This is a genomic window from Streptomyces pyxinicus (assembly GCF_024753135.1).
Taxonomy (GTDB): domain Bacteria; phylum Actinomycetota; class Actinomycetes; order Streptomycetales; family Streptomycetaceae; genus Streptomyces; species Streptomyces pyxinicus.
On sequence record NZ_JANUGP010000043.1, the window covers coordinates 34,918 to 47,905 of the forward strand.

Annotated in this window: 12 protein-coding genes; 5 read left to right on the forward strand and 7 right to left on the reverse strand. The window is 71.0% G+C overall.

What is annotated here, in order from left to right:
* Window positions 1-2 precede the first annotated feature (2 nt).
* Window positions 3-1,274: an LCP family protein gene (locus tag NX794_RS33390; RefSeq protein WP_258783425.1), complete on the forward strand. Its 1,272-nt coding sequence runs from the start codon at window positions 3-5 to the stop codon at window positions 1,272-1,274.
* Between the two features lie 68 nt (window positions 1,275-1,342).
* Here the strand turns inward: NX794_RS33390 and NX794_RS33395 are convergent, their stop codons facing one another.
* Complete coding sequence (locus tag NX794_RS33395) at window positions 1,343-1,702, reverse strand: four-helix bundle copper-binding protein (RefSeq protein WP_258783426.1); 360 nt, start codon at window positions 1,700-1,702, stop codon at window positions 1,343-1,345.
* Between the two features lie 99 nt (window positions 1,703-1,801).
* Window positions 1,802-2,959: an acyl-CoA dehydrogenase family protein gene (locus tag NX794_RS33400; RefSeq protein ID WP_258783427.1), complete on the reverse strand. Its 1,158-nt coding sequence runs from the start codon at window positions 2,957-2,959 to the stop codon at window positions 1,802-1,804.
* 200 nt (window positions 2,960-3,159) lie between these two features.
* Between NX794_RS33400 and NX794_RS33405 the strand changes: the two genes are divergently transcribed.
* Both NX794_RS33405 and NX794_RS33410 read left to right on the forward strand, forming a co-directional pair.
* Complete coding sequence (locus NX794_RS33405) at window positions 3,160-4,503, forward strand: UDP-glucose dehydrogenase family protein (protein WP_258783428.1); 1,344 nt, start codon at window positions 3,160-3,162, stop codon at window positions 4,501-4,503.
* A 183-nt stretch (window positions 4,504-4,686) separates the two neighbouring features.
* The gene (locus NX794_RS33410; RefSeq protein ID WP_258783429.1) at window positions 4,687-5,076 is read left to right on the forward strand and encodes a VOC family protein; all 390 of its coding nucleotides are present in this window, start codon (window positions 4,687-4,689) and stop codon (window positions 5,074-5,076) included.
* Between the two features lie 82 nt (window positions 5,077-5,158).
* On the opposite strand, the gene NX794_RS33415 is transcribed toward NX794_RS33410, so the two are convergent.
* From NX794_RS33415 to NX794_RS33425, 3 genes are read right to left on the reverse strand one after another with little or no spacing between them, the layout of a single operon-like run.
* Complete coding sequence (locus NX794_RS33415) at window positions 5,159-6,337, reverse strand: dipeptidase (RefSeq protein ID WP_258783430.1); 1,179 nt, start codon at window positions 6,335-6,337, stop codon at window positions 5,159-5,161.
* A gap of 5 nt (window positions 6,338-6,342) precedes the next feature.
* Window positions 6,343-6,864 (reverse strand): 5-(carboxyamino)imidazole ribonucleotide mutase, encoded by a 522-nt coding sequence (gene purE, locus NX794_RS33420; RefSeq protein ID WP_258783431.1) that lies wholly within the window; start codon window positions 6,862-6,864, stop codon window positions 6,343-6,345.
* A complete protein-coding gene (locus NX794_RS33425; RefSeq protein ID WP_258783432.1) occupies window positions 6,861-8,000 on the reverse strand; it encodes a 5-(carboxyamino)imidazole ribonucleotide synthase in 1,140 nt (379 codons plus the stop codon). Before NX794_RS33425 ends, purE begins: the two co-directional genes overlap by 4 nt.
* A gap of 194 nt (window positions 8,001-8,194) precedes the next feature.
* Here NX794_RS33425 and NX794_RS33430 point away from each other — a divergent pair, with 194 nt between their 5' ends.
* Window positions 8,195-8,689 carry a GtrA family protein gene (locus tag NX794_RS33430; protein WP_258783433.1) on the forward strand — a complete coding sequence of 165 codons (495 nt, stop codon included), beginning with the start codon at window positions 8,195-8,197 and terminating at the stop codon, window positions 8,687-8,689.
* 16 nt (window positions 8,690-8,705) lie between these two features.
* Here NX794_RS33430 and NX794_RS33435 read toward each other — a convergent pair whose 3' ends face one another.
* Together NX794_RS33435 and NX794_RS33440 are read right to left on the reverse strand one after the other, a co-directional pair.
* Window positions 8,706-9,977 (reverse strand): ATP-binding protein, encoded by a 1,272-nt coding sequence (locus tag NX794_RS33435; RefSeq protein ID WP_258783434.1) that lies wholly within the window; start codon window positions 9,975-9,977, stop codon window positions 8,706-8,708.
* 32 nt (window positions 9,978-10,009) lie between these two features.
* Window positions 10,010-10,687, reverse strand: coding sequence for a response regulator transcription factor (locus NX794_RS33440; RefSeq protein WP_030653180.1), 678 nt, complete (start codon window positions 10,685-10,687; stop codon window positions 10,010-10,012).
* Between the two features lie 489 nt (window positions 10,688-11,176).
* Between NX794_RS33440 and NX794_RS33445 the strand changes: the two genes are divergently transcribed.
* Window positions 11,177-12,715 carry a peptide MFS transporter gene (locus NX794_RS33445; protein ID WP_258783435.1) on the forward strand — a complete coding sequence of 513 codons (1,539 nt, stop codon included), beginning with the start codon at window positions 11,177-11,179 and terminating at the stop codon, window positions 12,713-12,715.
* Window positions 12,716-12,988: the final 273 nt, after the last annotated feature.

Here is a 12,988-nt window from a genome sequence, read left to right on the forward strand (position 1 = left end):
GCATGAATGACTGGCCCGAGGGATGGTCCGACGACAACCGCGGCCCGCGCTACGGACGCGGCAGCGCCGGCGCGCAGCCGGAGGGTGCCCGCGTGATGCGTCAGGTGCGGCGCGGCCCGGCGGCTCCGCCGCAGGGGGCCGGGGTCCCGCAGCAGCCGTCGTACGTCGACGGCCAGGGGTACGACGGGGCTCCCGGCTACGACAGTGGCTACAACACGGGCCACGTCTACGGCACCCCCGGCGGCCGGGGCCCGGGCGGCCCCGACGGCACCCCCACCCGCGCCCCGCGCCCCGCCCCGAACTGGCGGCGCCGGATCAAGTGGACGGCGATCACGGTGGCGACAGTGGTGGTCGTCACCTCGGTGGCGACCTACTTCTGGGCCGACTCCAAGCTGCGCCGCGAGGTCGACCTCTCCACGGTCATCGACCGTCCCGAGGCGGGCGACGGCACGAACTACCTGATCGTCGGCTCGGACAGCCGTGAGGGCATGTCCAAGGAGGACGAGAAGAAGCTGCACACCGGCGGCGCCGAGGGCAAGCGCACCGACTCGATGATGATCCTGCACGTCGGCGGCAACGGGGACACGCTGATCTCGCTGCCGCGTGACTCGGACGTCGTCGTGCCGTCGTACAAGGGCTCCACGTCCGGGAAGACCTATCCGGCGCGCGGCAGACACGAGAAGCTGAACGCCGCCTACGCCGAGGACGGCCCGACCCTCCTCGTGCGCTCCGTCGAGTACAACACCGGCCTGCACATAGACCACTACGTGGAGATCGGCTTCCAGGGCTTCGCGAACATCGTGGACGCGGTCGGCGGTGTCGAGATGACCCTCGACAAGGGCTTCAAGGACAAGTGGTCCGGCGCCGACTTCAAGGCCGGCAAGCAGACGCTGAACGGCCAGCAGGCGCTCGCCTTCGTCCGTACCCGGCACGCGTTCGCCGCCTCGGACCTCCAGCGCACCAAGAACCAGCAGAAGTTCCTGGCCGCCCTGGCCCACCAGGTGGCCACCCCGTCGACGGTGCTCAACCCGTTCCGGTTCTACCCGACCATGGGCGCGGGCCTGGACTCGCTGATCGTCGACAAGGACATGGGCCTGTGGGACCTGGCCTCGATGTTCTGGGCGATGAAGGGCGTCAGCGGCGGCGACGGCACCTCGATGAACATGCCGATCTCCGGTTCCTCGGGCGGCAACCTCGTCTGGGACAAGGCCAAGGTGAAGACCCTGGTGAACGAGCTGAACAACGACGAGAAGGTCACGGTCTCCGGGAACTAGCCCGGCCGCGAGCACACTCAAGGGCGCCCCGAGGGGTGCCCTTGAGTGCTGTCGGGCCGGTGCCGGCCTCAGACGGCCGCCATGGAGCGGCACATCTCCGCGCAGCGGCGACACGCCTCCGCGCAGCGCATCAGCTGCGGGTCGTCGGGCATGGACCTACACGCCTCGGCGCACATGTCGCACGCCTTGGCGCACATCGCACACATCTCGCCCGACATGGGCGAGCGGCGCATCATCATGTCGGCGCACATCCGGGTCATCTCGGAGCAGTCCATGAGCGCGCGCATGACCTGCATCTGGGCCTGCCCGCCCTGCTGCATGCAGGAGCTCATGGTCTCCTCGCAGATGCTGTGGCAGTTCATGCAGGCCTCGATGCAGTCCTGCATCCGCTGGGTCATGGCGGGCATCGTGGTCTCGGGCTGGGCCATGGCTCCTCCTCGGGAGCGGGGGGACCCGGGAACGGGTCCTGTGTGCTTCCGTCCTACGTCCCCCGCCCCCGCCCCGCATGTGACCGACCGGTCGGGAGGTTACGGCAGGTTGCGCGCCATCACGATGCGCTGTACCTGGTTGGTGCCCTCGTAGATCTGCGTGATCTTGGCGTCCCGCATCATGCGCTCCACCGGGTAGTCACGGGTGTAGCCGTAGCCGCCGAGGAGTTGGACGGCGTCCGTGGTGACCTCCATCGCCACGTCCGAGGCGAAGCACTTGGCGGCGGCGCCCTGGAAGGTGAGGTCGCGGTCGACGCGCTCGGAGGCGGCCGCGGCCTGGTAGGTGAGGGCGCGGGCGGCGGCGATCTTCATGGCCATGTCGGCGAGCATGAACTGGATGCCCTGGAAGTCGGCGATCGGCTTGCCGAACTGCTTGCGCTCCTGGACGTAGCCCTTGGCGTAGTCGAGGGCGCCCTGGGCGACACCGAGGGCCTGGGCCGCGATGGTGACGCGGGTGTGGTCCAGGGTCTTCATCGCCGTGGCGAAGCCGGTGCCCTCCTCGCCGATCATGCGGTCGGCGGGGATGCGGACGTTGTCGAAGTAGACCTCGCGGGTCGGGGAGCCCTTGATGCCGAGCTTCTTCTCCGGGGCGCCGAAGGAGACGCCCTCGTCGGACTTCTCCACGACGAAGGCGGAGATGCCCTTGGAGCGCTTGGTGGGGTCGGTGACCGCCATCACCGTGTAGTACTCGGAGACGCCCGCGTTGGTGATCCAGCGCTTGACGCCGTTGAGGATCCAGTGGTCGCCGTCGCGGACCGCCTTGGTCTTCATGCCGGCCGCGTCCGAGCCCGCCTCCGGCTCGGAGAGGCAGTACGAGAACATGGCGTCGCCCTTGGCCAGCGGGCCCAGGTACTTCTTCTTCAGCTCCGTGGAGCCGGAGAGGATCACCGGGAGCGAGCCCAGCTTGTTCACGGCCGGGATCAGCGAGGACGACACGCAGGCGCGGGCCACCTCCTCGATCACGATGACCGTGGCGAGCGCGTCGGCGCCGGCGCCGCCGAACTCCTCGGGGACGTGCACGGCGTGCAGGTCGTTGGCCACCAGGGCGTCGAGGGCCTCCTGCGGGAAGCGGGCCTCCTCGTCCACCGCGGCGGCGTACGGCGCGATCTTCGCCTCGACCAGGGAGCGGACGGCGTCACGGAGCATGTCGTGCTCCTCGGACGGGCGGTACAGGTCGAAGTCAGCCGATCCGGCCAAGGTCTCTCACGCTCCAAAGACGCAGTGATGGTGACGCTAATTACCGTTAAGTAACCCAAATTTTAGTGCTCGCCCCGGATCACGCCTACGTGACCTACGCGACAGCCGCACGACGACTACCCGACAGCGGGGAATTTCCCCGGCGGGCGGCCCGACTATGCTCGGCTCCGCATCACCGACGTACCCGATCTGGAGCACCCATGAGCCTGAAGATCACCGTGATCGGCACCGGCTACCTCGGCGCCACGCACGCCGCGGCCATGGCGGAGCTGGGCTTCGAGGTGCTGGGGCTCGACGTCGTACCCGAGAAGATCGCCCTGCTGGAGCGCGGCGAGACCCCGATGTTCGAGCCGGGTCTCGAAGAGCTGCTGCGCAAGCACGTGGCCGGCATCGAGGGGTCGAGCGGCCGGCTGCGCTTCACCACCGACTGGGCCGAGGTCGGCGCCTTCGGCGACGTGCACTTCGTGTGCGTCAACACCCCGCAGAAGCACGGCGAGTACGCCTGCGACATGTCGTACGTCGACTCCGCCGTCGCCTCCCTCGCCCCGCACCTGCGCGGCCCGGCCCTGGTGGTCGGCAAGTCGACGGTGCCGGTGGGCTCGGCCGACCGGCTGGCCGCCTACCTCGCCGAGCACGCGCCGGCCGGCGGCGACGCCGAGCTGGCCTGGAACCCGGAGTTCCTGCGCGAGGGCTTCGCCGTCGAGGACACCCTGCACCCGGACCGGATCGTGGTCGGCGTGCGCGGCGAGCGGGCCGAGAAGCTGCTGCGCGAGGTGTACGCCACGCCGGTCGGCGAGGGCACGCCGTTCGTGGTCACCGACTTCCCGACCGCCGAGCTGGTGAAGACGGCCGCGAACTCCTTCCTGGCGACGAAGATCTCCTTCATCAACGCGATGGCCGAGGTCTGCGAGGCCGCCGGCGGTGACGTGGCCAAGCTCGCCGAGGCGATCGGGCACGACGACCGGATCGGCCGCAAGTTCCTGCGCGCCGGCATCGGCTTCGGCGGCGGCTGCCTGCCCAAGGACATCCGGGCCTTCATGGCGCGCGCGGGCGAGCTGGGCGCGGACCAGGCGCTGACCTTCCTGCGCGAGATCGACTCCATCAACATGCGCCGGCGCGGCCAGATGGTGGAGATGACCCGGGAGGCGCTCGGCGGCGGCTCCTTCCTCGGCAAGCGGGTCGCGGTGCTCGGCGCCACCTTCAAGCCGGACTCGGACGACGTCCGTGACTCGCCCGCGCTGAACGTGGCCGGCCAGATCCACCTCCAGGGCGGCCAGGTGACGGTGTACGACCCGAAGGGCATGGCCAACGCCCGCAAGGTCTTCCCCACCCTGGGCTACGCCGACACGGCGCTGGACGCGGTCCGGGGCGCCGACGCCGTGCTGCACCTGACCGAGTGGCGGGAGTTCCGCGAGCTGGACCCGGCGGCGCTCGGCGAGGCCACCGCGACCCGCCTGATCCTGGACGGCCGCAACGCCCTCGACCCGGAGCTGTGGCGCCGGGCGGGCTGGACGTACCGCGCGATGGGCCGCCCCACCGCCTGACCCGCCTGTCGGTGACGCCGGTTCGGCCGAGGCTCAGTCGGCCGAACCGGCGTCCTCGCGCATTCTGCCCCAAGTCCCGGTCCGCCACGGCCCCTTCACACGGCACCGGCGCCTCGCGTGTGGGCCTCGGCCCGCCGGGGCACTCGTCTCTCCGCTGTGCCCGCTGACCCAGGGAGGTCGATGATGGCGTCCGTCGCCCGTTTCCGTTCCGTGGTGCTCGACTGCCCCGATCCGCGCGCGCTGGCCGCGTTCTACGCGGCGGTGGCCGGGGGCACCCCGGCGGCCGAGGACGACGACTGGGTCGTCCTCCAGGTACCGGACGGCCCCCGGCTGGCCTTCCAGCGCGCCGAGGGGCACACCCCGCCCGAGTGGCCGCGCGCGGACCGCAACGGCCAGCAGTTCCACCTCGACTTCGACGGCGGCCGCAGCTGGGCGGAGATGGACGCGGCGCACGAGCGCGTGCTGGCGCTGGGTGCCCGCCCGCTGGACCTGGAGGACCGGGAGAAGAAGGACTTCGTGGTCTACGCCGACCCGGCCGGCCACCCGTTCTGCCTGTGCCGCATCGAGGAGTGAGCGGTCGGTACGCCACGGACACGGGCGGGGCCGCCGGCTCCACCGACCGCCCCGCCCGTCCCGTTCCCGGAGACCCGCGCGGTCAGCCGTCGAGCGACTCGATCGTGGCGTTGGACGGGCCGCGCGTGGCCTGGACGCTCCGGGCCACGTCCTCCGCCGCGCCCAGCACCCGCACCGCGTTCTGCCAGGTCAGCTTGGCCAGGTCGGCCCGGGACCAGCCGCGGTCCAGCAGTTCGGCGAGCAGGTTCGGGTAACCGGAGACGTCGCTGAGGCCGTCGGGGGTGAACGCGGTGCCGTCGTAGTCGCCGCCGATGCCCAGGTGGTCGACGCCGGCCACCTCGCGCATGTGGTCCAGGTGGTCGGCGACCGTGGCGACCGTGGCGACCGGGCGCGGGGTGCGCTCCTCGAAGGCGCGGTGGACCTTCATCGCCTCGGGGCTGCTGTCCAGGTGGTGCAGGCCGTGCGCGCGCATGTTCTCGTCGGCGGCGGCCGTCCAGTCCACGGCCGCCTGGAGCACGAACTTCGGCACGAACGTCACCATCGCCATGCCTCCGTTGGCGGGCAGCCGCTCCAGCACGTCGTCGGGGACGTTGCGCGGGTGGTCGCAGACGGCGCGCGCGGAGGAGTGCGAGAAGATCACCGGCGCCGAGGAGGCGTCCAGCGCGTCCCGCATGGTGGTCGCCGCGACGTGCGAGAGGTCGACCAGCATGCCGAGGCGGTTCATCTCCGCGACGACCTCGCGGCCGAACGCGGTCAGGCCGCCGGCCCGCGGCGCGTCGGTGGCGGAGTCGGCCCAGTCGACGTTGTCGTTGTGGGTGAGGGTCAGGTAGCGCACGCCGAGCGCGTACAGACCGCGCAGGGTGCCGAGCGAGTTGGCGATGGAGTGGCCGCCCTCGGCGCCCATCAGGGAGGCGATCCGGCCGTCCGCGCGGGCCGCCTCCATGTCGGCGGCCGTCAGCGCGGCCCGCAGTTCGCCCGGGTGGCGCGCGATGAGCTGCCGTACGCAGTCGATCTGCTCCAGCGTGGCCGGCACCGCGTCCGGCAGGTCCGAGCGCACGTACACCGACCAGTACTGCGCCCCGACCCCGCCCTCGCGCAGCCGCGGCAGGTCGGTGTGCAGATGGGCGTCCTGCCGTACGGCGATGTCGCGGGCGGCGAGGTCGTAGCGGACCTGCGCGCGCAGCGCCCACGGCAGGTCGTTGTGGCCGTCGACGACGGGGAACTCGCGCAGCAGCTCCCGGGCCTGGTCGAGAGAGGTCATCGCGGTCACTTCCCGAATCCGAAGCCGCCGGTGCCCTCGACCTTGGAGCGCAGCCGCTTGCCCTTCTCGGTGGCCTGGTCGTTGAGGTCCTGCTGGAAGTCGCGCATCCGCTGGAGCAGGTCCTCGTCGTGCGCGGCGAGCATGCGGGCCGCGAGCAGCCCGGCGTTGCGGGCCCCGGCGACGGAGACGGTGGCGACCGGGACGCCGGCGGGCATCTGCACGATCGACAGCAGGGAGTCCATGCCGTCGAGGTACTTCAGCGGCACCGGCACGCCGATCACCGGCAGCGGGGTGACCGAGGCGAGCATGCCCGGCAGATGGGCGGCGCCGCCCGCGCCGGCGATGATCGCCTTCAGCCCGCGCTCGGCGGCCTGCTCGCCGTAGGTGATCATCTCGCGGGGCATGCGGTGCGCGGAGACGACATCGACCTCGTAGGCGATCTCGAACTCGTCGAGGGCCTTGGCGGCGGCCTCCATGACGGGCCAGTCGGAGTCCGACCCCATGACAATCCCTACGACGGGGCTCATTCGGTGATCGTCCCTCTCAGGTAGCCGGCAGCGTGACGGGCGCGCTCCAGCACGTCGTCCAGGTCGTCGCCGTAAGTGTTGACGTGCCCCACCTTGCGGCCGGGCTTCACGTCCTTGCCGTACATGTGGATCTTGAGCTTGGGGTCGCGGGCCATGCAGTGCAGATACGCGGAGTACATGTCCGGGTAGTCGCCGCCGAGGACGTTGACCATCACGGTCCACGGGGCGCGCGGGCGCGGGTCGCCGAGCGGCAGGTCGAGGACGGCGCGGACGTGGTTGGCGAACTGGCTGGTGATCGCGCCGTCCTGGGTCCAGTGGCCCGAGTTGTGCGGGCGCATCGCCAGCTCGTTGACCAGGATGCGGCCGTCGCGGGTCTGGAACAGCTCGACGGCGAGGTGTCCGACGACGCCGAGTTCCTTGGCGATGGTGAGGGCCATCCGCTCGGCGTGCAGCGCGAGGTCCTCGTCCAGGTCGGGCGCGGGGGCTATGACCGTGTCGCAGACGCCCTTGACCTGCCGCGACTCGACCACCGGGTAGGCGACGGCCTGGCCGTGCGGGGAGCGGACGACGTTGGCGGCCAGCTCGCGGACGTAGTCGACCTTCTCCTCGGCGAGGACCGGGACGCCCGCGCGGAACGGGTCGGCGGCCTCCTCGGCCGTCTCCACGACCCACACGCCCTTGCCGTCGTAGCCGCCGCGCACGGTCTTGAGGACGACCGGGAAGCCGTCGCCCTCCGCCGCGAAGCGGACGACGTCCTCGGGATCGGTCACGATCCGGTGCCGTGGGCACGGGACGCCGATCGCGTCGAGCCGGGCGCGCATCACCCCCTTGTCCTGGGCGTGCACCAGCGCGTCGGGCCCCGGGCGCACGGGGATGCCGTCCGCCTCCAGGGCCCTGAGGTGCTCGGTGGGCACGTGTTCGTGATCGAAGGTGATCACATCGCACCCGCGCGCGAACTCGCGCAGCGTGTCCAGATCGCGGTAGTCGCCGATGACGACATCGCTCACGACCTGGGCCGCCGAGTCCTGGGGGGTGTCACTGAGAAGCTTGAACCTGATGCCCAACGGGATGCCCGCTTCGTGCGTCATACGCGCGAGCTGCCCCCCGCCGACCATGCCGACTACCGGGAACGTCACACCCCTAGGGTATCGGCCACGCCGAGTACGGCCGGATCGTGTCCCTCCGCCGGGGTCGCTCCGGTCTCTTACCTCCTGCTTTCCCGCCTCTTTCCGACCTGTTTCCGGGCCCTGGCCCTGTCCACGGGCGGGAGGCGGCGGCGCTGGATAGCATGGCGGGGTTGAGGAAACCTACCGACGGGAGCTGCACAGCCATGGAACCTCGTTCCTCGGGGGTGCAACGCCTCGTACGCGAGATGGCCAAGTTCGGCGCCGTCGGCGGTGCCGGCGTCCTCGTCAACCTCGGTGTGTTCAACCTGGTCCGGCACGTCTCGGACCTGCCCGTGGTGCGCGCCAGCATCATCGCGACGGTGGTCGCGATCGCCTTCAACTACGTGGGCTTCCGCTACTGGACGTACCGGGACCGCGACAGGGGCGGCCGCACCCGTGAGCTGACGCTGTTCCTGCTGTTCAGCGCCATCGGCCTGGTGATCGAGAACGGCCTGCTGTACCTGGCGACCTACGGGTTCGGCTGGGACAGCCCGCTGCAGAGCAACGTGTTCAAGTTCGTCGGCATCGGGGTCGCGACCCTGTTCCGCTTCTGGTCGTACCGCTCGTGGGTGTTCCGGGCGCTGCCGGCCCGGGAGGCGGAGTCGATCCTGGTGGCCGAGGGCACCCGGCCGCACCCGCCGAAGCAGCGGGTGCCGTAGCCCGGCGGCCGGCCGCTCAGCGGACGGTGGGCAGTTCCTCGTCCGGCTTGCGGGCCGGGGGCGTCCGGGACAGGAACAGGCCGAACACCGGGGGCTGGGCCTGGAGCAGCTCAAGGCGGCCACCGTCGGCCTCCGCGAGGTCACGGGCGACGGCCAGACCGATACCGGTGGAGTTCCGCCCGCTGATGGTCCGCTCGAAGATCCGCGCGCCGAGGTCGGCCGGCACGCCGGGCCCCTCGTCGGTGATTTCGATGACCGCCTGGTTGCCGGTGACCCGGGTGCGCAGGGCGACGGTGCCGCCGCCGTGCATCAGCGAGTTCTCGATCAGCGCGGCCAGCACCTGGGCGACCGCGCCCGGGGTGCCGACGGCCCGCAGGTGCCGTTTGCCGGAGCTGACGATGGCCCGGCCGACCCCCCGGTAGGCGGGCCGCCACTCGGCGAGCTGCTGCTGGATGACCTCGTCCAGGTCGAAGGTGACCGCGGAGCCGGTGCGCGGGTCGCGCGAGTTGGTCAGCAGCCGCTCGACGACGTCGGTGAGCCGCTCGACCTGCGTCAGCGCGATGGTCGCCTCCTCCTTCACGGTGTCCGGGTCGTCGGTGAGGGTGATCTCCTCCAGGCGCATGGACAGCGCGGTCAGCGGGGTGCGCAGCTGGTGGGAGGCGTCGGCGGCCAGCCGCCGCTCGGCGGTCAGCATCCGGCCGATCCGCTCGGCCGAGGAGTCCAGCACGTCGGCGACCCGGTCCAGCTCGGGCACGCCGTAGCGCTTGTGCCGGGGCCGCGGGTCGCCGGAGCCGAGGCGCTCGGCGGTCTCGGCGAGGTCGGTCAGCGGGGAGGCGAGCCGATTGGCCTGCCGGACGGCGAGCAGCACGGCCGCGACCACGGCGAGCAGCGCGACCAGGCCGATGATCAGCAGGGTGCGGCCGACCTCGCGGGTCACCGAGGAGCGCGGCTCCTGCACGGTGACCGTCTCGCCCTCCTCACCGTGCTGTACGGCGTGGATGACGTCGCCCTCCGGCCGCTCGCCGATCTCGATCGGCGTCTTGCCGGGCATGGTGATCCGGACGTACTGGTCCTTGCTGACCGGGTTGCGCAGCACGTCCGCGTTGACGTTCTCCGCGGCGAGGATCCGGCTGTCCACGATGCTGGCCAGCCGCACCGCCTCGGACTCCACCCGTTCCTGGGCGCTGTTGCTGATGGTCCGCGTCTCGACGATCACCAGGGAGACCCCGAAGACGGCGATCACCACGAGGACGACGGCGAGAGTGGACTGGATGAGACGTCGGCGCATGTGCGGTCACCCGAGCCGGCCCCGGAGGGGGCTCAGCTCTTCTCGAAGCGGAAGCCCACGCCTCGGACGGTGGCGATGTAGCGAGGGTTCGCCGCGTCGTCGCCGAGCTTCTTGCGGAGCCAGGAGATGTGCATGTCGAGCGTCTTGGTGGAGGACCACCAGGTGGTGTCCCAGACCTCGCGCATCAGCTGGTCGCGGGTGACCACCCGGCCGGCGTCCCGCACCAGCACCCGCAGCAGGTCGAACTCCTTGGCGGTGAGCTGCAACTCCTCGTCGCCCATCCAGGCGCGGTGCGACTCGACGTCGATCCGCACGCCGTGCGTGGCCGGCGGCTGCTGCGGCTCGGCGGCGCCGCGGCGCAGCAGGGCCCGCACCCGGGCGAGCAGTTCGGCGAGCCGGAAGGGCTTGGTGACGTAGTCGTCGGCGCCCGCGTCCAGGCCGACGACGGTGTCCACCTCGTCGGCCCGCGCGGTCAGGATGAGGATCGGCACGGTGTGGCCGTCGGCGCGCAGCCGGCGGGCGACCTCCAGGCCGTCCATGCCGGGCAGCCCGAGGTCCAGCACGACCAGGTCGACGCCGCCCTGCATGCCGGCGTCGAGTGCGGCGGGTCCGTCCTCGCGCACCTCGACCTCGTAACCCTCCCGGCGCAGGGCGCGGGCCAGCGGTTCCGAGATGGACGCGTCGTCCTCGGCGAGCAGTACACGAGTCATGAGGTGATGGTAGACCGCCCGCGCGCGGTGCCGGGGTGTGATCGGTTTCCGGGATTCTTACCTTCACACCGCGTTGGTACGAACCATGGACCTGGGGGTGCGATCGTAGAAGGGACCTTCGAATGGTGTCGTACGGTTCCCGCGACACCTGTGATCCGCGTCTCAAGTCCTTCCTTATCCGGCCGTGTCCTGACGTACAGTGACGTGAACGCCTGTAGTACACCGGGGACCTTCGGCGGATTCGACGCTGGGGGTCTCTTTCGTGTGCGGGCTGGTGCGAGCCGGCCTTGAAAGGAATGACCTCTGGCCGGGCTCCGGACGCAGTGAAGCGTCGCGGGGCGTGGATCCCGGTGGTCGCCGTCCGCCGCTCCGCGATCCGGAGCGGAATCCCCCTGGGCGTGGGGGTGGACGGCCGACCCCGCCGGTGCCGGCCGACCCCCACCGGGCGCGCGACGCTCCAGCGCGCGTCCCGATCAGCAAGGAACGACCATGGCGTCCAGCCTGACGAAGGACTCGGTCAAACCGGGCACCCCCGGTTTCGAGAAGACCTTCCTCGGCCACCCCCGCGGACTGGCCACTCTCTTCATGACCGAGATGTGGGAGCGGTTCTCCTACTACGGCATGAAGGCGCTTCTCACCGTCTACCTGCTCTCCGGCGGCCCCGGCGCCGGCAAGGGGAGCATGGGCGGCGGCCTGGCCATGGACGTGGCCACCACCACCGTGATCGTCTCCGTCTACTCGGCGATGGTCTACCTGCTCGCCATGCCCGGCGGCTGGCTGGGCGACCGCGTCTGGGGTCCGCGCAAGACGGTGGCCATCGCGGCCGTCACGATCATGTGCGGTCACATCGTGCTGGCCGTGCCCGGCGGCGAAGGCCCGTTCTTCGCCGGTCTCGCGCTGGTCGCGGCCGGTTCGGGTCTGCTCAAGGCCAACATCTCGACCATGGTCGGCCACCTGTACGACGGTCCCGAGGACCCGCGTCGCGACGGCGGCTTCACGATCTTCTACATGGGCATCAACATGGGCGCCTTCTTCGCGCCGCTGGCCATCGGCACCGTCGGCCAGAAGGTCAACTGGCACCTCGGCTTCGGCATGGCCGCGGTCGGCATGGCGATCGGTCTGGCCGCGTTCCTGCTCGGCACCCGGAGCCTGAACCCTAAGAGCAACCTGGTCCCGAAGCCGCTGAGCGCCGAGGAGCGCACCTCCTGGCTGCGCAAGAGCGCGCTCTGGGTGATCGTGGCGGCCGTCTTCTACGGCATCGTCGGCGGCACCGGCCACTTCACGCTGAACTGGGCGATGATCCCGCTGACCGTCATCGGTCTGCTGATCCCGGCCGGCGTGCTGCTGCGCATCAAGCGGGACAAGGAGCTGTCGGTCACCGAGCAGTCGAAGATGTCCGGCTACATCTGGTTCTTCGTCGCCGCCGCCGTCTTCTGGATGATCTACGACCAGGGCGCGTCCACGGTCCAGGCCTTCGGTGAGGGCAAGGCCTCGCACGACATGCTGGGCTTCGACTTCCCGACCTCCTGGTACCAGTCGCTGAACCCGCTCTTCATCATGGCGCTGGCCCCGGTCTTCGCCTGGTTCTGGGTGTGGCTGAACCGCAAGGGCAAGGAGCCCAGCACCATCGTGAAGTTCTCGATGGGCCTGGTCCTGGTCGGCGTCTCGTTCTTCTTCTTCCTGATCCCGCTGTTCATGGCGGCGAACGGCACCGCGGTCAGCCCGATGTGGCTGGTCGGCATCTACTTCATCCAGACCGTCGGCGAGCTGTGCCTCTCCCCGGTCGGCCTGTCGGTGACGACCAAGATGGCCCCGGCCAAGTACGCCAGCCAGATGATGGGCGTCTGGTTCCTCGCGGTCACCGCGGGCGACTCCATCACCAGCCTGCTGTCCAACCCGGCCGTCGCCGGCGTCGACCTCGGCGGCAAGGGCGCCGTCTTCGGCGAGGCCCTGCTCGCGGCCCTGGCCGGCTTCGCGGTCTGGATGTACCGCCGCAAGGTCAAGACCCTGATGGGCGACGTCCACTGACCTGACCCCGGCTCCCACGACACAGGCCCCGCATCTCCGGATGCGGGGCCTGTCTCACGCATGCCGCGATCTCCGGGCGCGCGGTGCCGACACGCCCGGTTCGGCTGGGGTCGTCTCGCCGGGTCGGCCGGCGGGCCGTACGACGGGGACGTGCGGGGCTTGCGGGGCGGCCCGGGGGGTGCGGGGGTTGGGGGGTGCGGGGGCCGGGCGATGGGGGGGCCGGGGGGTGCGGGGCCCGGGGGGTGCGGGGGCCCGGCTGGGTGGGGGGGTGGT

Bases quoted from the DNA above. Each gene is read 5' to 3' on its own strand.
- NX794_RS33390 (WP_258783425.1), top strand. From the start codon at position 3: ATGAATGACTGGCCCGAGGGATGGTCCGACGACAACCGCGGCCCGCGC.
- NX794_RS33395 (WP_258783426.1), bottom strand. From the start codon at position 1,702: ATGGCCCAGCCCGAGACCACGATGCCCGCCATGACCCAGCGGATGCAG.
- NX794_RS33405 (WP_258783428.1), top strand. From the start codon at position 3,160: ATGAGCCTGAAGATCACCGTGATCGGCACCGGCTACCTCGGCGCCACG.
- NX794_RS33410 (WP_258783429.1), top strand. From the start codon at position 4,687: ATGGCGTCCGTCGCCCGTTTCCGTTCCGTGGTGCTCGACTGCCCCGAT.
- NX794_RS33415 (WP_258783430.1), bottom strand. From the start codon at position 6,337: ATGACCTCTCTCGACCAGGCCCGGGAGCTGCTGCGCGAGTTCCCCGTC.
- purE (WP_258783431.1), bottom strand. From the start codon at position 6,864: ATGAGCCCCGTCGTAGGGATTGTCATGGGGTCGGACTCCGACTGGCCC.
- NX794_RS33430 (WP_258783433.1), top strand. From the start codon at position 8,195: ATGGAACCTCGTTCCTCGGGGGTGCAACGCCTCGTACGCGAGATGGCC.
- NX794_RS33435 (WP_258783434.1), bottom strand. From the start codon at position 9,977: ATGCGCCGACGTCTCATCCAGTCCACTCTCGCCGTCGTCCTCGTGGTG.
- NX794_RS33440 (WP_030653180.1), bottom strand. From the start codon at position 10,687: ATGACTCGTGTACTGCTCGCCGAGGACGACGCGTCCATCTCGGAACCG.
- NX794_RS33445 (WP_258783435.1), top strand. From the start codon at position 11,177: ATGGCGTCCAGCCTGACGAAGGACTCGGTCAAACCGGGCACCCCCGGT.